The sequence below is a fragment of the Sulfurovum sp. genome (assembly GCF_015493435.1).
GTDB lineage: Bacteria > Campylobacterota > Campylobacteria > Campylobacterales > Sulfurovaceae > Sulfurovum.
On sequence record NZ_WGDD01000051.1, the window covers coordinates 17,362 to 33,611 of the forward strand.

19 protein-coding genes are annotated in these 16,250 nt (G+C 44.9%); 4 read left to right on the forward strand and 15 right to left on the reverse strand.

Features of this window, described 5'->3' with window-relative positions; genetic code table 11:
- Nucleotides 1-25: 25 nt before the first annotated feature.
- The gene (locus F8L24_RS08815) at nucleotides 26-1,264 is read left to right on the forward strand and encodes a L,D-transpeptidase family protein (protein ID WP_294954708.1); all 1,239 of its coding nucleotides are present in this window, start codon (nucleotides 26-28) and stop codon (nucleotides 1,262-1,264) included.
- Between the two features lie 48 nt (nucleotides 1,265-1,312).
- On the opposite strand, the gene F8L24_RS08820 is transcribed toward F8L24_RS08815, so the two are convergent.
- The gene (locus F8L24_RS08820) at nucleotides 1,313-1,882 is read right to left on the reverse strand and encodes a methyltransferase domain-containing protein (RefSeq protein WP_294954711.1); all 570 of its coding nucleotides are present in this window, start codon (nucleotides 1,880-1,882) and stop codon (nucleotides 1,313-1,315) included.
- 58 nt (nucleotides 1,883-1,940) lie between these two features.
- Here F8L24_RS08820 and F8L24_RS08825 point away from each other — a divergent pair, with 58 nt between their 5' ends.
- Complete coding sequence (locus tag F8L24_RS08825) at nucleotides 1,941-2,717, forward strand: exodeoxyribonuclease III (protein WP_294954713.1); 777 nt, start codon at nucleotides 1,941-1,943, stop codon at nucleotides 2,715-2,717.
- 8 nt (nucleotides 2,718-2,725) lie between these two features.
- Here the strand turns inward: F8L24_RS08825 and F8L24_RS08830 are convergent, their stop codons facing one another.
- The 4 genes from F8L24_RS08830 to ychF all read right to left on the reverse strand — a co-directional run bounded on the left by F8L24_RS08830 (nucleotide 2,726) and on the right by ychF (nucleotide 5,506).
- Nucleotides 2,726-3,202, reverse strand: coding sequence for a DUF1456 family protein (locus F8L24_RS08830; RefSeq protein ID WP_294954862.1), 477 nt, complete (start codon nucleotides 3,200-3,202; stop codon nucleotides 2,726-2,728).
- Nucleotides 3,203-3,211: 9 nt separating this feature from the next.
- Nucleotides 3,212-3,844: a YceI family protein gene (locus tag F8L24_RS08835; protein WP_294954716.1), complete on the reverse strand. Its 633-nt coding sequence runs from the start codon at nucleotides 3,842-3,844 to the stop codon at nucleotides 3,212-3,214.
- A gap of 27 nt (nucleotides 3,845-3,871) precedes the next feature.
- The gene (locus F8L24_RS08840) at nucleotides 3,872-4,336 is read right to left on the reverse strand and encodes a DUF302 domain-containing protein (RefSeq protein WP_294954718.1); all 465 of its coding nucleotides are present in this window, start codon (nucleotides 4,334-4,336) and stop codon (nucleotides 3,872-3,874) included.
- 66 nt (nucleotides 4,337-4,402) lie between these two features.
- Nucleotides 4,403-5,506 carry a redox-regulated ATPase YchF gene (gene ychF, locus F8L24_RS08845; RefSeq protein ID WP_294954721.1) on the reverse strand — a complete coding sequence of 368 codons (1,104 nt, stop codon included), beginning with the start codon at nucleotides 5,504-5,506 and terminating at the stop codon, nucleotides 4,403-4,405.
- Nucleotides 5,507-5,653: 147 nt separating this feature from the next.
- Between ychF and F8L24_RS08850 the strand changes: the two genes are divergently transcribed.
- The gene (locus F8L24_RS08850; RefSeq protein WP_294954724.1) at nucleotides 5,654-7,273 is read left to right on the forward strand and encodes a cation:proton antiporter; all 1,620 of its coding nucleotides are present in this window, start codon (nucleotides 5,654-5,656) and stop codon (nucleotides 7,271-7,273) included.
- Nucleotides 7,274-7,278: 5 nt separating this feature from the next.
- On the opposite strand, the gene F8L24_RS08855 is transcribed toward F8L24_RS08850, so the two are convergent.
- The 3 genes from F8L24_RS08855 to F8L24_RS08865 form a co-directional block, all read right to left on the reverse strand.
- Nucleotides 7,279-7,740, reverse strand: a complete 462-nt coding sequence (locus tag F8L24_RS08855) for a CZB domain-containing protein (protein ID WP_294954727.1) — start codon at nucleotides 7,738-7,740, stop codon at nucleotides 7,279-7,281.
- A gap of 64 nt (nucleotides 7,741-7,804) precedes the next feature.
- Nucleotides 7,805-9,277 carry a leucyl aminopeptidase gene (locus F8L24_RS08860; protein ID WP_294954729.1) on the reverse strand — a complete coding sequence of 491 codons (1,473 nt, stop codon included), beginning with the start codon at nucleotides 9,275-9,277 and terminating at the stop codon, nucleotides 7,805-7,807.
- Nucleotides 9,278-9,350: 73 nt separating this feature from the next.
- Nucleotides 9,351-9,764 (reverse strand): thioredoxin family protein, encoded by a 414-nt coding sequence (locus F8L24_RS08865; RefSeq protein ID WP_294954732.1) that lies wholly within the window; start codon nucleotides 9,762-9,764, stop codon nucleotides 9,351-9,353.
- A gap of 173 nt (nucleotides 9,765-9,937) precedes the next feature.
- On the opposite strand from F8L24_RS08865, the gene F8L24_RS08870 reads away from it, so the two are divergent.
- The gene (locus F8L24_RS08870; protein ID WP_294954734.1) at nucleotides 9,938-10,333 is read left to right on the forward strand and encodes a rhodanese-like domain-containing protein; all 396 of its coding nucleotides are present in this window, start codon (nucleotides 9,938-9,940) and stop codon (nucleotides 10,331-10,333) included.
- A 103-nt stretch (nucleotides 10,334-10,436) separates the two neighbouring features.
- On the opposite strand, the gene trpB is transcribed toward F8L24_RS08870, so the two are convergent.
- The 7 genes from trpB to folD form a co-directional block, all read right to left on the reverse strand.
- On the reverse strand, nucleotides 10,437-11,663 hold the full coding sequence (trpB, locus tag F8L24_RS08875) for a tryptophan synthase subunit beta (protein WP_294954736.1): 1,227 nt from the start codon (nucleotides 11,661-11,663) through the stop codon (nucleotides 10,437-10,439).
- 76 nt (nucleotides 11,664-11,739) lie between these two features.
- On the reverse strand, nucleotides 11,740-12,282 hold the full coding sequence (locus F8L24_RS08880) for a hypothetical protein (RefSeq protein WP_294954738.1): 543 nt from the start codon (nucleotides 12,280-12,282) through the stop codon (nucleotides 11,740-11,742).
- Nucleotides 12,283-12,357: 75 nt separating this feature from the next.
- On the reverse strand, nucleotides 12,358-12,921 hold the full coding sequence (locus F8L24_RS08885; RefSeq protein ID WP_294954741.1) for an adenine phosphoribosyltransferase: 564 nt from the start codon (nucleotides 12,919-12,921) through the stop codon (nucleotides 12,358-12,360).
- A 336-nt stretch (nucleotides 12,922-13,257) separates the two neighbouring features.
- On the reverse strand, nucleotides 13,258-13,719 hold the full coding sequence (gene rpiB, locus F8L24_RS08890; protein WP_294954744.1) for a ribose 5-phosphate isomerase B: 462 nt from the start codon (nucleotides 13,717-13,719) through the stop codon (nucleotides 13,258-13,260).
- Nucleotides 13,720-13,772: 53 nt separating this feature from the next.
- On the reverse strand, nucleotides 13,773-14,417 hold the full coding sequence (locus F8L24_RS08895; RefSeq protein ID WP_294954746.1) for a site-2 protease family protein: 645 nt from the start codon (nucleotides 14,415-14,417) through the stop codon (nucleotides 13,773-13,775).
- The gene (lepB, locus tag F8L24_RS08900; protein ID WP_294954748.1) at nucleotides 14,417-15,388 is read right to left on the reverse strand and encodes a signal peptidase I; all 972 of its coding nucleotides are present in this window, start codon (nucleotides 15,386-15,388) and stop codon (nucleotides 14,417-14,419) included. The genes F8L24_RS08895 and lepB overlap by 1 nt, the downstream gene beginning before the upstream one ends.
- A gap of 3 nt (nucleotides 15,389-15,391) precedes the next feature.
- Nucleotides 15,392-16,237, reverse strand: a complete 846-nt coding sequence (gene folD, locus F8L24_RS08905; RefSeq protein ID WP_294954751.1) for a bifunctional methylenetetrahydrofolate dehydrogenase/methenyltetrahydrofolate cyclohydrolase FolD — start codon at nucleotides 16,235-16,237, stop codon at nucleotides 15,392-15,394.
- Nucleotides 16,238-16,250 lie beyond the last annotated feature (13 nt).

Consider the following 16,250-nt stretch of genomic DNA (forward strand, 5'->3'; position numbering starts at 1 on the left):
TCATAAATTAAGATATTATACTATTATGGAAAAAATCATTCTTATCTTCGTACAAACATTGATGTTCGCTGCTGTACCTGATCCTGCATTCATGGCATATCAGGAAAAATACAGTTTTTGTCATGGCAGGACAGACTATCAGATATCGGAATGTCTTTTGAACGGCAATTTGAATTATGCCGGATTCAGAGGAGATAGGAATGCCTACAGGAAGATCAGCAAAAAAAAGATCAGAGAAGCAGTACTTCAGAACCGGAGTTATGCTTTTACTATGGAACATCTTCCCCACACAAAAAGGTATGAGCGGCTGAAAGCCTATCTTGATCATCTCTATACTGTCAGAAATGCATATATGCCACCGCAATTCAAGGGGGATGAGGCAGAAGATATCATCAGGATAAAAAAAGTATTCAATCTCCTGCAGTCAGCCAATCTTGAAGAAACACCGGAAATGACACCTGCCTTTGAAGCTGCTCTGCTGGAATACCAGAGAAGACATGGTCTTTCCGTTGACGGCGATATCGGTCCGCGTACCAGACATTCCCTGAAACAGTCGATCGGCAGTATTATTGCGAAAGTAAAAAAAAACCTGGTTCTTGAAAGCATTTCACAACCCAAGCCTTTGCGCTATGTGCTGGTGAATATTCCTGAGTTCAAAATGCATTTTTACACAGAGGGAAAACCTGTTTTGAGTATGAAGATCGTAGTGGGTAAAACCAAAATGCGAACCCCTGTGTTTAACAGAAAAATGCAGTATGTCGTGTTGAACCCTACCTGGAATGTGCCTCCTTCCATTTACAGGAAAGAGTATGCACACAAATCGGAAGCACAGTTGAAAAAACTTGGTTTACAATATAACAGTGAAGGAAAACTGTATCAGAGATCAGGCCGTAGAAATGCACTTGGCAGGGTAAAGTTTCTGTTTCCGAACAAATTCAATGTCTACATGCATGATACTCCGGCCAAATCACTTTTCAACAGGCGAGTACGTTCCTTTTCCCACGGCTGTATCCGGCTGGAAAAACCGATGGATCTCCTGCATACCCTCGGATACAGCTATCATCCGGGAAAAACAACCTGGAATACCCTGGAAACGGAGATACCGGTCTTTGTGGAGTATCATACTGTCTGGGCAGATGATGAGGGTCACATACAGTTCAGACCCGATATCTACGGCTATGAGACAAAGCTGTTTTCAGCACCGAAGAAACGTGTCATTTATCGTCCCCGTCCTGTCCCGTCGGATGTGTACGGTGCTTTTTGATCACATAAAACATGTACGGGCTGTGAAATACGGGAAACGGTGCTTTAATTAACCTGTTCTGCCCTTTTTCTCTGCAACTATTTCCGCTTTGAAACTCTTTTTTCCGTTGCTGTCAATATCCCAGTATTCGCGCAAATGTATTATGTCAAGATCATGAGCAAAGGCTGCTTCGAGTTCTCCTTCTTCAAGCAGAAAACTTCTGTTGGAAGGGTTTCTCTCGTTATCCGGATGATAGACAAATGTCTGGTAGAGAAATATCCCTCCGGGTTTGAGGGCTTTTATGATCTGGGGAAAAAGTGCACGTTTGAGAAAATAGGTACAGATGATCAGGTCATAGGTTTCAACAGGAAATTCACAGACATCGAGATCAACTTCTTTGGGATATATATGCCTGATCCCCCGGAGTGATTCGATCGCGACAGAGCTTATATCCAATGCATCTACCTCAAAACCTTCAGAAGCCAGATATTTGCTGTTCCTTCCCATACCGCATGCAATATCCAGTGCCCGGCTGCCTGCTGCAGATTTCGCATATTGGGTAATAAATGCTACCGGTTTGTCGGGAATAGGGTTGCTGATATATTTTGCATCCCAGCGCTCTTTGTCTTCATGTGCCATAGTTACAGCCTTTTTTGCTATTATTCTATCCAAATATTCTACCTAATCAAGGATCTTTATGGCAAGAAGGACTTTTATATCCTGGAACGTGAACGGTATCCGGGCTGTGGAAAAAAAAGAAGCACTCAAATGGATCGATGAAGAACAGATCGATTTTCTTGGACTACAGGAAATCAAGGCAGAAGCAGAACAGATCCCCGATACGATTTTCAAGAAGGAGTTTAAATTCCAAAGCATCAACTCCTCCTCCAACAGGGGACAGTCCGGTGTTGCTTTGTTTACCAATATCAAGGGTACCGCCTCTGGCGGTGACCATGTGGATATTCTTGATGAAGGACGCATCAACGAGTATCATTTCGGCCGTTTCGCCCTTTTTAATGTCTATTTCCCCAATGGACAGCGGAGTGAGGAACGGCTGGCATACAAACTGGCTTTTTATGACCGTTTTCTGGAATATATCAATGAAATACGGGCACAGGGAAAGTCGATCATTGTCTGCGGAGACGTCAATACAGCACACCGTCCCATAGACATTGCCCGACCCAAAGCCAACGAAAAGACATCCGGTTTCCTCCCTGTTGAACGGGCCTGGATAGACAAGCTTTTAAAGAATGGCTATATTGATACTTTTCGGCATATACACGGTGATGAACCGGACCGCTACAGCTGGTGGTCCTACAGAGCAGCGGCAAGAAGCAGAAATGTAGGCTGGAGAATAGACTATTTTTTTGTTTCTGATGACTTAAAAGAAAAGATTGTAGATGCAGATATTCTGGACGAGATCATGGGCAGTGACCACTGCCCGGTGAAATTGGTTCTGGATATAGAGATATAGGGTGGGGACTATTCGTCTATTTCCCCCACATAGTAAAATTCGTCAAGTCCCTCCAGAAAGGCCATAAGCAGTACATCGGAGCAGGCTTTGAAATTTTTGTGATTTTCTTTTCGAAAAAGCGATTTGAATTCCTGTCTGCTCAGCTTTGCATCACCGAGACCAAATATGATCTCCATGTCAGCCTCTTTGAGGTTCAGTGCTGCACGCAGTTTTTTAAGAATAAGATTATGCGTCAGTTCAACGGCTTCTTTCTTCTCGTTCTTTTGGGGAGAAGGACCGCGTTTTAATATAACAAGCCCGTCAAGAAAGACACCAAGCTCTTCATAGCTGCACGATGTAAAACCTTTGTCTACCCGTTTTTTCAACAGAGCTTCAAGGTGTTCCGGGGTCATGGGATACCCTTCGAATTTGTAAGCCTGAAGTATTTCTTCTTCTGTAAGCGAAAGGGCTTTTGATATTTTATAGAATATATCGTTTGTATCCACAGTCAAAACCTACTGCTTGCGTGCGATATTAATATGGCAGAGCGTCGCTTTGACCGTTGTGGAAAAGCTGATGGTCACATCATTCCAGGTCTTGCCTTTATGTAACGTATAACAGGCTTTGTTAATGGAAGCAAGTGCTTTTTGGGCTGCAAAATCAAACAGGTCAATGGTACCGGTCGCATGGAATTTTCCTTCATTGTACACGTAGCTCATCGGTACGGTCCGGGTCTTTCCGTTCATTGTGACTTCTGCGGTAACCGTACCTCTGCGCGGTTTTCCTTTTTCATGTTTGCCTGAGTGCCGGATATCTACGATTTTTGCTTCAATAGTATGAGGCTTCATCAAGCCAAAAAAGAATTTGACCAGTTTGGCATCTCTTCCCGGATTGCCGGTAGTGATCTTGTTTGTATCTATCTTGACGCTCGAACCGACAAAAAGTTCTCTGAAGTTTTTTCCTTCAAGTGAAGCAGGTGTGTAGACAACAGAAGTGAACTGGCCTGCTACACCGATCTTTGCCGGTGTTTTGTAGGCTTTCCATGTGACATTGATGTCGTCAGGCTGCACCAGTACACAGCCTGTAGCAGCCAAAGCGGCAGTTGCAAGAGACAAAGAAGCGAGCAGAGCAAGAAATGTTTTTTTCATCGGATATCCTTTAACGAGTATCGGTATTTATTTGGCAGCGGCTTTTTCGGCCAGTTCCTGCATAGCGGCATGCGCCTGCCTGACAATAGCCAAACATGTTTTATCTTTGATATTGTGCTTGAGACTCCAGTATTCCGGGTTGGTATACAGTATGCTGGTCTCGCCTTCATAGTTTGTGATGAAAAGCATGCGCAAAGGCAGATCAAGACCCATTGAAGGATTGCATGTCATCAGTTTCGTCCCTATTTCAGGGTTTCCAAAGACTATTACCGTTTCAGGTTTGAGTCTCAGACCGAATTTGCGGGCATTTTTGGCATGGTCTATGGTCTCTACATAGGTCAGTCCTTTTGATTTGAGTGCAGCACGAAGTTTCGCAATGGCGGTAGGCATGTCATTTTTTGTTTTTATCCTTTCGATAAAAACACTTTTATTGTTTTCACAGCCGGCAAGCGTCAGCGCGACAAGTCCTGCAAGCAGCAGTTTTTGTATCATTATATTCTCCTGGTTGAAATGAGTATAGTCTGTTTTTGTGCAGTATTCATGTACCGGTACAAAAAATCAGACATTAAACCTGAAATGCATGATGTCACCGTCCTGAACGATATACTCCTTGCCTTCAAGTCTGTTCTTCCCTGCCTCTTTGGCTCCCTGTTCCCCGCCATATTCGACAAAGTCCTCATAAGAGATCACTTCCGCACGAATAAAGCCTTTTTCAAAATCGTTATGAATGACTGCGGCTGCTTTGGGGGCAGTAGTTCCCTTGTGAATGGTCCAGGCACGTACTTCCTTGACGCCGGCAGTGAAATAGCTTTGCAGTCCAAGTTTGTCAAATCCTTTATGAATGATCTGCTCCAGTCCCGACTCCGTCACGCCGAGGTCAGCCAGCATTTCTTCTCTCTCTTCATCAGCGAAGTCTACCATTTCTTCCTCGACTTTGGCACACAGCTTGATGACTTCAGAGTTTCTTTCGTCTGCATATGCCTTGAGCTTCTGTACAAATTCATTATCTTCACTCAGCCCGTCTTCATCGACATTGGCACCGTAAATGATCTCTTTGCTTGTCAAAAGACGCAAGTCCCTGTTCATAGCTTTAAAGGCATCTTCTTCTATGTCTGAAAAGGTAGAGACCGGGTTGCCTTCCTCAATGTGTGAGAGCAGGGCTTCGGCAACAGCAAGCTGCGCTTTGGCATTTTTGTCATTACCTTTGGCTTTTTTCTTCAGCATCTCTATACGTTTGATGACCGCATCAATATCGGCAAAAAGGAGTTCCTGCTCAATGATCTCCACATCACGGATAGGATCGATGGAGCCTTCTGTATGTACGACATTGTCATCTTCAAAACATCTGACGATATGGAGGATCACTTCTGTCTCACGGATATTCCCGAGAAACTTGTTCCCCAGGCCTTCTCCCTTGCTTGCACCTTTGACCAGCCCGGCAATATCTACAAAGTCCAGTGTGGAATATTGTATCTTTTCAGGGTTGACGATCTTTGCAAGTGCTTCAAGACGTTTGTCCGGTACCGGCACAACAGCCTTGTTCGGTTCGATAGTACAGAACGGATAGTTCGCACTCTCTGCATTTTGCGCTTTTGTCAGCGCGTTAAAAGTGGTAGATTTTCCTACATTTGGCAGTCCTACAAGTCCGATGCCTAATCCCATGGTGTTTCCTTCGTATCTAAATATACGCGATTTTATCGAAATAATGGTGAAGGAGGGGTTAGTGTACAGCAAGAGAGAGTAGAATACATCAATTTAATGTATAATAATTTTCATTGATGGAAATATCATACACAAAAGAGGGCATACATGGAAAATATTTTAATGGTTCTGATCATTACGATCGCGATAGCAACCGTGTTGAATGTTGTATTGAAAAAGTTTGATATCCCTACCGTGATAGGGTATGTACTTTCGGGATTTGCCATCTCGTCGTTTTACCATTTTGCAGAAGATTCCAGAGAAGTACTTTCCCATCTGGCAGAGTTTGGTATTGTATTTCTTATGTTTACCATAGGGCTTGAATTTTCCGTGAAGCATTTGAAACATATGAAACGCGAAGTATTTCTCTTTGGTTCCCTGCAAGTCATGCTCTCCGGGATGCTTTTTTCGACAATAGGCTATCTGGCATTCGGTCTTGAAGCCAAAAGCGCCATTGTGACCGGTTTCGCACTTTCCCTCTCTTCTACGGCTATCGTCCTGAAAATACTCAATGAAAACAATGAGATACATGCCGGTTACGGGCGTGCTACCGTGGGTATACTGATATTTCAGGACCTTGCTGTCATCCCGATACTGCTGATGGTTTCCATTTTTACTTCCCACTCGGAATCCATAGGCACGCTGCTGCTCAATACACTGGAAAGTGCCATACTGGTATTTATTATCCTTTTTGTTGTGGGAAAATATTTTCTTGAACGGTTTTTTGATCTAATTATGGAAACAGGTTCGGAAGAGATCTTTCTGGTTTCCGTACTGCTCGGTGTGCTTTCCGCCTCGGTTTTGGCTGAAGTTTTCGGCTTTTCCTACTCTCTGGGTGCCTTCATCGCCGGCATGATGCTTTCCGAGACGAAGTACCGTTACCGCATTGAAGCAGACCTTGTTCCGTTTCGTGATATTCTGCTGGGAGTCTTCTTTGTTTCCATCGGAATGCTGATCGACTGGCACGCTATCGTCACTTACTGGGATATTATTTTGGGACTGCTTGTCGGGATTATGCTGCTTAAAGGTATGCTCCTCTACGGAATGCTGCAATTTTTTATACAAAAACGTACGGCGCTAAAAACGGCACTGGCACTTTTTGAAGTAGGGGAGTTCGCCCTTGCCATCTTCGCTCTTGCCAATACCAGGGGACTGCTTGACGCAGAATTGAACCAGATACTCATTATCACCGTAGTACTTTCCATGATCATTACACCGTTTGTACTGAAAAATATCAAAAAAATAGCCGATACTTTCATGCATGAGCCGGAAAACCTGCGTGAACGCGCCATAGTCGGTGCAAGCTATCAAGACCATATCATTGTCTGCGGATACGGTCCGCTGGGACAGCGGCTGGTCAAAACATTTAAAGAGCGCAATTTGCTTTATGTTATTCTTGAACATGATGTGAAGGTGGTTGATGATCTCATTGCCGGAGGAGAAGAAGCGATCTTTTTTGCCAATGCAGCGCAGAAAATGGTACTGGAGCACTTCAATGTCTCCCGGTGCGCAGCGATCATTGTCACCATAGACAATGAAATACAAAAACAGCTTATTTGCGAGAATATCGCTTCTTTTGGTTCACACATCAACAGTATCGTCAAAGTCATGAATAATGCAGAAGAAGAGATGATCTCCGGGCTTGGCATAAAGCACGTGGTCAATGCAAGAAATATCGTTGCCGATATTATGGCACAGGAAGTGCTTTCCTGCGAGCTGTATCAATAGAAATCCTATAGCACATCCAGGTCGTTTTCCGGCAGGGCGACAATACGTCTTTCCATAAGATTGATTTCATTGACCAGTTTTTTGGATACGTCTTCCATAGAAGAGAAATACTCTTTTGCAAGTTTGGTAGAGTCATCTGTTATTTTTTTCTTTTTGCCGAAGAGTTTGCTGAAAAAGCCCTGCGGTTTCACATCATAATAGATTTTATAGATATTCATGTAAATATCATGAAGTTCGAAATGAAGCCTTTCTATTTCCGACATGCAGTCCAACGGGTTGTTTCTCAGTCCGTTGAGTTTCTGGGCATCAGAGTAGAACCATTGGCCAAATTTGCATTGTGTAGAGTTGACCGGGATGGCATCTTCATCTATTTTAAAACCGGAAATCAGCATTTTGGCACGCTGAACCCAGTTGATATGTGCTGCTTTTGCCGCCCTTAGCTGTTCTAAAATTGTACTTTTTTCCATAATCTGAACTCCTTTTTAATCAATATATTTTATCTTGATTCATCTTATCGATAGATAAAATAAATCAATGTGCCGCTTGTTCCCGTGCAAGGCTTTCAAGCAGTCTGAGCACCATCCTGACACCTGCACCGGAAGCCCCGCTCGGATTTTCTCCCCAGACATGTTCTACAAATGCCGGTCCCGCAATATCGATATGTGCCCATTTCTCTTTATGGTCTTTATCGATGAACTCTGAGAGGAACAAGCCTGCCGTTACCGCTCCGCCGTAGCGGGTATTGGAAATATTGCACAGGTCGGCAATATCGCTTTTGATGGTTTTTGCAAGATACGGATTGAAATCCAGTGCCGTCGCCAGCTCGCCGGAAATTTTTGCCTGTCTGCCCACCAGTGCTTTCACTTCGTCGCTGAAACCCATAATACCGGAAGTATAGTGTCCCACACCGACCACACAGGCGCCTGTCAGCGTAGCAAGGTCAAAAATGTAGTCAGCCTTGACTTCCTGCTGTGCATAGCAGAGTACATCGGCGAGGACGAGTCTTCCTTCCGCATCGGTATTTCTCACTTCGATGGTTTTCCCGTTTTTTGCAGTTAGGACATCATCAGGTTTGTACGCATCTCCGCCGATCATGTTTTCAACCATTCCGAGGAATCCGTGTACTTCGATAGGCAGGTTCATTTCAGCAATAGCTTTCATAATGCCGATCACTGCCGAAGCACCGCTTTTGTCTGCTTTCATGGTGACCATATAATCCCCCGGTTTCAGACTGAGTCCGCCGCTGTCGTAGGTAAGTCCCTTGCCGACCAGTGTAATGACCTTTTTGGCATGTTTCGGCTTGTGGCTCAAATGAATCACGCAGGGGTCGTGGCGTGAGGCACGTGCCACGGCAAGCAGCGTATGCATTTTTTCTTTTTTGAGTGCTTTGGGGTTGAGTATGTCACATCCGAGCCCAAGTTCTTTGGCAAGTTTCTTTGCCTTTTTCGCCATGCTTTCAGGGTAAAAATCATCAGGCGGTGTATTGACGATATTACGTGTATAGTTGGTTGCTTCTGCGGCGATCTCACCATTGTGTACTGCTCTTGCAGCTACTTCCATGGTAATCTCGTGGGCTTCATATCCCTCAAGTGAGAGTTCAAGTGTTTTGACGGGAGATTTGAGCTTTTTGCTTTTGTACTCCGTATAGGTATAGCTTCCCAAAATGGCACCTTCTGCTATGGCACGGATGGAGGCTGAACATCTCGGATGGCTGACATAAGCAGCAATCTTCACTGTTTTGTACGCTTTTTTCCCCGTAAGAGAACGCATGGCCGTAGCTACTGCTGCACGGATCGCTGCGCTTTTGAGATTTTCGGCACCGACATAGAGCCTTTTTTTGCCGATAAGATGGCATAGTTCATCCTGGGAACCGGTGAAACCGGCTTTTTTTAGCAGTTTTTTGTCTTTGACCGTCTTATGCTGCAGATTTTTGTCAATGACTATGATGATCTCCAAGTCGGATTTGATATCTTTCAGCTTCGAAGAAGTTATATTGAAATTCATTGTTTTCCTTAGTAAAATAATTTGTATCCCGCAGAGTATAGCAAAAACTTGGTAAATGGACCGGAATATCTGCCTATTCGGCCTTGTCTTCGGCGGTTACTATATCCATGATAAAACTTCCGGGTTTTTCAAAACCGATATGTTCGTGTACCACTTTTTTGGCAGCAACATCTATAAAGTACATACTCGGTGTCAATTGGGTATTGAGGTTTTCCGCTGTTTTGGAATGAATATCCGTAACAAGAATGACCATATCGGACAGGCGGTTTCTTACATTTTTATCGCTCAGCGTTTCGTGTACCATCATTTCGCACCAGCTGCACCCGTCCTTGATCACAACAATAAGCAAAAGTTTTTTCTGTGCCGTTTCTGCTTTTTTAAAGGCTTTATTCAAATCGGTCTGGGCATCAAGCAGCCATGCGGCATCATCAACACTGACTGCCATAAGATGTCCTGCCATCAGTAATAAAAGTATAAATGCTTTCATGAAGTATCCTCTCTTTAATATAAACTATTATACTATTATATCATAATTAATTATATTAATATCTCCTTATGCAAATCATAACACTGAAAAATAGAAAAATGCAACTTATGTTACAAAACGGTTATCTTTTTTATCCTATAATAAAAATCAATAAATAATTTAAGGAGTCCAATATGGCAGATAAAATGAAAGAAAAAGTGGATGTTCTCATCGAGATCAATAAAACAAAAGAGAATCTTGGGATGATAGGCTTGCATGAAACGAGAGAATTGCTTATGGATGCAGGAGCAATCTTGCTTGATGTACGACCGCCGGCCAAAGTCAACGGTGAAAATGCACAGGAAGCCGATATTGCAAATGCATACTACACACCGTATACCGAATTTGCAACGTACCTTGACGAATTACCGTCAGACCATACTTCACCGATTGTTGTAGCCTGTCTTAAGGGATGGTTTGCAAACCGTGTCATGGGCTATCTTGAAATGATGGGATATGAGAATGTCTATGTACTCGATACCAGCATAGAAGATTTGATCGAAGTCCATCACGCACACACAGGCAAATAAAAACTGTTTCCCGCAGAAGCGGGAATGGTACTGTTCCCCACTGACTACATATATTCAGACATAAAAGACTACTTCAGTCTCAAAATATAACAGTGACTCTGTGTTAGCGGAACTGTTCTGAAAGTATATCTTTTGCCTGCATCATATCTTTGTCACCGCGTCCGGAAAGGTTGACAAGAATCGTCTTTCCCCTGATCTCTTCAGGTTTCATCTTTTTAAGATAGGCTACCGCATGGGAACTCTCAAATGCCGGGATAATTCCCTCTCTCTGCGAAAGCCACACAAATGCTTCCATCGCTTCATCGTCGGTAATATGGTTGTAAGTCGCGATGCCTTCATCTTTGAGGAATGCATGCTCAGGCCCGATACCCGGGTAGTCGAGTCCGGCTGAAATGGAGTGTGCCTCCTGGATCTGCCCGTCTTCATCCTGGAGCAGGTAGCTGAGCTGTCCGTGCAGTACACCCGGGCTGCCTTTTTCCAGTGAACATCCGTGTTTGCAGTCCAATCCTTCCCCTCCCGCTTCAATGCCGATGCATTCAACTGTTTTATCCTGAAGGAAGTGGCTGAAAATACCAAGCGCATTGGAACCGCCGCCGATACAGGCAATGACTTTGTCCGGCAGGCATCCTTCGACTGCATCAAGCTGTGCTTTGGCTTCCCAGCCTATGATGGACTGAATGTCGCGTACCATCATCGGGTAGGGGTGCGGCCCGGCAACCGTACCGATAAGATAGTAGGTATCCCGCGCATGGGTCACCCAGTGGCGAATCGCATCGTTCATGGCATCTTTGAGGGTTTTGCTTCCGCTTTCAACGGCATGCACTTTCGCACCGAGCAGTTTCATGCGGAAAACATTGAGTTCCTGTCGTGCCACATCTTTGGCACCCATGAAAACTTCACACTCCAGTCCGAAAAGTGCAGCCACTGTTGCCGTTGCCACACCGTGCTGTCCCGCACCCGTTTCTGCTATGATCTTTTTCCTGCCAAGACGTTTTGCCAGTACTGCCTGTGCGATACAGTGATTGATCTTGTGTGCACCGGTATGGTTCAAGTCTTCACGCTTGAGGTAGATCTTCGCATCGAGCTCTTTGGAAAGGTTCTCTGCAAAGTAGAGCGAGGAGGGGCGTCCCACATAATTTTTGTAATAGTAGTCCACCTCTGCCCAGAAGTCTTTGTCGAAACGTACTGCTTCATAATCTTTTCTCAGCTGCTCAAGTGCAGGCATCAGTGTTTCAGGTACGAACCGACCGCCAAATTTACCAAAATGCCCCAGTTCGTCAGGGTCGAACGGGCTTGGTTCCGGAATGTATATCGTTTTATGTAGATCCATGTTTTTCTCTCAAATAAATAGTGCAGAGATTATATCCAATCCGATGTTAAGGGTAGCTCTATCGGGTACGCCCCGGTCAAAGAGACAAGATGCCTTTAAAGCGTTTGGTTTTTGCTATATCCTCGCCGTGAGCTGTATAGCGGTATTTGCTTTTTGCTTCCTGTATGAGCGCAGCTGGCATTTCATTGTAAACGGTATTCATGTTCGTATTGATAGTTCCGAGAAAATAGTGTTTTCCGTTTTCTACTTTCGGGATCACTTTCACCCCGTATCCGTAGCCTGCTTTGCCGCGACTGCAGCCATAATGTCCTGAGAGCGAATATTCTTTGAGCCTCAGCGTACTGCTGGGTGTGGGGATCTCTATGGTAATAAAGCCTTTTTTGGGCTGTACATCATGGAAATAGACCTCGTATCCTGTGGATTCCTCTTTCGTACTCAGTTCAATGTGCCGGACACCGCGCTTGCCGTCACCGTCTACGGCAACCAGTACCAATGCCTTACCCGAGTAATGATGTGCCTCGGCATTGCTGGTCGGTGTGATGACTGTGGTTTCGGAACATCCGCTGAGAATATAGCTGGCGAACAGAGCCGGGAAGAGTAGGCTGCGGGCATAGATCATGATATTTCCTTTGACTCAAGGTTCCCTCAATTCTAGTCAAAGAAGTGTGTATTTTCTGTGTATCGGAGAAGACGCTCAGTCTATCTCAAGTACAGAATAGATGGGGGCGGGGAAGTGCTTTTTGCCATTCAGGAAAGAAAGCTCCATAATGAAACAGGCTTCTACACAGTGGGCGCCCACTTTGTCTATGAGACTGGCTGCGGCTTTGGCTGTACCACCTGTGGCCATGAGATCATCGATAAGCAGTACTTTGGACCTTTCGCCATCACAGTTGCAGCCATTTTCTCCAAAGGCATCAATGTGGATCTCTACTTCATCAAAACCGTATTCGAGAGAATATTTTTCTGCAACTGTCGTGTAGGGCAGCTTGCCCTGTTTGCGTACCGGTACGAAACCTACTCCCAGCCTGTCCGCCAGAATGGCACCGAAAATAAAGCCTCTCGCATCGATACCGGCAATATAGTCAAGCTCATAGCCGAGATAGCGTTCTGTCAGGTGGTCCATAAGGGTACTGAGTGCTTTGGGGTTGTTCAGGAGGGTAGTGATGTCTTTGAAGACAATGCCTGGTTTCGGGAAGTCGGGTATGTCTCTTATGCTTCCCAGAATGATCTCTTTTTCTTCAGTACTTAATGTATCCATCGTTTTTTCCTCTTGTATGAACTGTCTTGTTTTGGTTTATTGTAGCATAGGTTGTTTGAAGGTTGTTGGTTTGGATAACGATTGACGTAAGCAATCATTTTCCATGAGAAAAATGATTAGCTTCTCGTATTTGTTAGCATTTAAGTACAGTTGATTTTGTAATCCAGAAAAAGACTTTTCTTGTTCCCATGCTTAGCGTGGGAACACATACAAAAAGTTTGATGGTATTATGAAGCTGTTTTTATGTTATTTGAATTGAGGTATACACCCCAGGGCACTTCTTTCTTTTGCTCAGGGTGCATTGGCACAGGCAATGTAGTAGCAGAAGGAGTGTTCTTACCCCAAATCCGCACCGAAGCTGCATCCCGCTTCTATTTTGCCTATTCTGGTAGCATGGCGGCCGCCTTCGAATTCGGTAGAGGCAAAAGCGTCTATCATATCTTCTATAACACCTTTGCCTACGACACGCTCGCCGAAACACAGGATATTTGCATCATTGTGCTGTCTCGTCAGTTTGGCAGTATAGTGGTCGTGGCAGAGGGCTGCCCGGATGCCGTGTACTTTATTGGCTGAAATGGACATACCTATGCCTGTACCGCAGATAAGAATACCGAAACTGCCCGGATCGGCGATGACAGCTTCGGTACATTTTTTGGCAAAATCCGGATAGTCCACTCTGTCTGCATTGTCCGGCCCGAGATCAATGATCTCATGGCCGAGATCGCTTACGATTTCTTTGACATAAGCTTTGACGATATAGCCGGCATGGTCTGTTGCGATGTAGAATTTTTTTGACATGTAGTTTCCTTTTTTAAATGATTCTGAATTTGGTTCAGATGCTTGTTATGATTTTACAGCAGCCATTTCACGATCCATGTAACAGGCTGAAACAGATAATTTGAAATCGGTGTAAAAAGTACCGCTATCAGTATCAGCATGCCATAGGGATATATTTTATCATAAAACGCCGCAAAAGATTTCCAGTGCATTCCTTCAGCGAGATAACGGATGGCATTGGCACCGTCAAGCGGTGGGATAGGCCAGAGGTTAAAGACACCGAGCAGTACATTCAGTACCACACTCTGGTACAGAAAAAGTGCCATAAAGGCTCCGACGGCCGAATCAGGATGTGCAAAAACAGGGAAAATCACTGCACAAAGTGCTGCAAGGACAAAATTGTAGGTGATCCCGGCAAGGGAAACTGCCACGGCACCGTTGGTCCCGCCGTTGCGGATGACCGTATCGATATTGATGGGCACAGGTTTTGCCCAACCGAAAATGAACGGAGCACCGGAGAAAAAGAGCAGGGCAGGTACGATGATGGTTCCTACCGGGTCAATATGCACAAGAGGATTGATCTTGAGCCGTCCGAGACTTTTGGCGGTATTGTCTCCATATCTGTAGGCAACCCAGCCGTGCATGATCTCATGTCCGATGATCGCTATCGCCAATGCGAAGACCATGGCAATGATTTTGATGATTTCTAATTCATTCATTATTGGATAGGCTGCTCAAGCTCTAATGTATCTATGCGTCTTCCCACACGTCCCCAGCGGATGCTGTAGCGCTGTTTGTTCCAGAGTGCTTCGCATGCTTTGGAGTCTATGGCTACTTTCCCGCACACTCTTTTAAGACCTGCATGGTCTCTGCCGCCGCCGAATTTTCCGCCTTTGAGCACCCGTTCGTAAGAGCGGTGTTCGATACTCATATAGATCAGCCATGGTTTTCCCACGATAAGACGGTAGGGGACAGGACCCCAAAAACGGCTGTCGTTGGAATTGTCCCGGTTGTCGCCTATCATATAGAAATTGTCCTGGGGTACTTTGGCATACAAAGCATTGATCATCTTGTTTTCCACTTCATATTTAGGTGCATCAAGCCCCTCTACCATTACAGGGATCACATTCACTTCTTTGCCGTAGACATAGTAGTTCAGAAGCGCTTCAAAAATGTTCATTCCCTCAGGGGCATATTGGATACCGGGGTATTTTTTCATATACGGATTCTCGACCCAGAGTTTCCCCCGAAGATGTCTGATATTTTCTTTGGGATAGTGTTTTGTGATATACGCATCTCCTTCATGGAAATGGATCAGCAGTTTTTTATCTGCATACAGAAGTTCGTCGCCGCCGACAGCAACACAGCGCTTGACGTAATGTATCTTTTCGTTTTTCGGATAGCGGAAAATAACGATATCCCCTCTTTGTGGCCGTGAACCGTCTATAAGATGCCCGTCCCCGTTAAAATCTGGCAGGAGAGGAATTTCCAGCCAAGGAAGATGGGGGGTGGGAATACCATAGGAAAATTTCTTGGCAAAAAGAAAATCACCGATAAGCAGGGTCCGTTTCATGGAGCCGCTTGGTATCACAAAGGATTGTGCCACGAAAAAGATGAGGAAAAGTACGATGATGATCGTACCGGTCCATGAGCTGGAAAATCGATAGAGTCCTGAAAGTGTTTTTTTCAATGGTTATACCCTTTTTTTGGCTGATTTGAGTGTGTTGGAAAGAAGCATCGCAATGGTCATCGGTCCGACACCGCCCGGAACAGGCGTAATATAGGAACACTTCGGCGCCACATTCTTAAAGTCCACATCACCGACTAGAGAACCGTCTTCGATACGGTTGATACCAATATCGATGACGATCGCTCCCTCTTTGACCATATCTTCTTTAATAAGCCCCGGAACACCGACACCTACGACAACGATGTCCGCCGCAGAGGTATGTGCTTTGAGATCTTTGGTAAAAATATGGGTGACCGTTACCGTGGCATTGGCGTTGAGCAGAAGGCTTGCCATGGGCTTGCCGACAATATTGCTCGCTCCGACCACACACACGTCTTTACCCTGAAGGTCTATTTCATACTCTTCAAACATTTTCATGACACCAAGCGGTGTACACGCGACAAAACTGTCCAGTCCCGTGACAAGCCGTCCGACATTATAGGCATGAAATCCGTCTACATCTTTTTTCGGGTCGATCACTTCGAGGATCCGGTCTGTATCGATATGTTTCGGCAGCGGAAGCTGAACAAGTATACCGTCAATGCGCGGATTGGCATTCATCATCTCTATGGTAGCGATGATCTCGTCTTGCGAGATGGTTTCGGGCATATTGTGCGTAATGGAATAAAAACCGACTTTTTCGCACGCTTTGGCTTTCATCTTGACATAGGCATGGCTTGCCGGGTCATCCCCGATAAGCAGTACGGCAAGTCCCGGAACAATATTTTTTACCTGCTTGAGTTCTTCGACTTCTTTAGCTACATTATCCTGGACTTTTTTCGCCAGACTCTTTCCATCAATGAGTTGCATAGGGCACCCTTAT

Excerpts from the sequence above, each read along its gene's own strand:
- F8L24_RS08815 (WP_294954708.1), top strand. The coding sequence starts at position 26 with ATGGAAAAAATCATTCTTATCTTCGTACAAACATTGATGTTCGCTGCT.
- F8L24_RS08835 (WP_294954716.1), bottom strand. The coding sequence starts at position 3,844 with ATGAAAAAAACATTTCTTGCTCTGCTCGCTTCTTTGTCTCTTGCAACT.
- trpB (WP_294954736.1), bottom strand. The coding sequence starts at position 11,663 with ATGGATCTACATAAAACGATATACATTCCGGAACCAAGCCCGTTCGAC.
- F8L24_RS08865 (WP_294954732.1), bottom strand. The coding sequence starts at position 9,764 with ATGAAAGCATTTATACTTTTATTACTGATGGCAGGACATCTTATGGCA.
- folD (WP_294954751.1), bottom strand. The coding sequence starts at position 16,237 with ATGCAACTCATTGATGGAAAGAGTCTGGCGAAAAAAGTCCAGGATAAT.
- F8L24_RS08850 (WP_294954724.1), top strand. The coding sequence starts at position 5,654 with ATGGAAAATATTTTAATGGTTCTGATCATTACGATCGCGATAGCAACC.
- F8L24_RS08870 (WP_294954734.1), top strand. The coding sequence starts at position 9,938 with ATGGCAGATAAAATGAAAGAAAAAGTGGATGTTCTCATCGAGATCAAT.
- F8L24_RS08885 (WP_294954741.1), bottom strand. The coding sequence starts at position 12,921 with ATGGATACATTAAGTACTGAAGAAAAAGAGATCATTCTGGGAAGCATA.
- ychF (WP_294954721.1), bottom strand. The coding sequence starts at position 5,506 with ATGGGATTAGGCATCGGACTTGTAGGACTGCCAAATGTAGGAAAATCT.
- F8L24_RS08840 (WP_294954718.1), bottom strand. The coding sequence starts at position 4,336 with ATGATACAAAAACTGCTGCTTGCAGGACTTGTCGCGCTGACGCTTGCC.
- F8L24_RS08880 (WP_294954738.1), bottom strand. The coding sequence starts at position 12,282 with ATGATCTATGCCCGCAGCCTACTCTTCCCGGCTCTGTTCGCCAGCTAT.
- F8L24_RS08825 (WP_294954713.1), top strand. The coding sequence starts at position 1,941 with ATGGCAAGAAGGACTTTTATATCCTGGAACGTGAACGGTATCCGGGCT.
- F8L24_RS08855 (WP_294954727.1), bottom strand. The coding sequence starts at position 7,740 with ATGGAAAAAAGTACAATTTTAGAACAGCTAAGGGCGGCAAAAGCAGCA.
- F8L24_RS08895 (WP_294954746.1), bottom strand. The coding sequence starts at position 14,417 with ATGAATGAATTAGAAATCATCAAAATCATTGCCATGGTCTTCGCATTG.
- F8L24_RS08860 (WP_294954729.1), bottom strand. The coding sequence starts at position 9,277 with ATGAATTTCAATATAACTTCTTCGAAGCTGAAAGATATCAAATCCGAC.
- rpiB (WP_294954744.1), bottom strand. The coding sequence starts at position 13,719 with ATGTCAAAAAAATTCTACATCGCAACAGACCATGCCGGCTATATCGTC.
- F8L24_RS08820 (WP_294954711.1), bottom strand. The coding sequence starts at position 1,882 with ATGGCACATGAAGACAAAGAGCGCTGGGATGCAAAATATATCAGCAAC.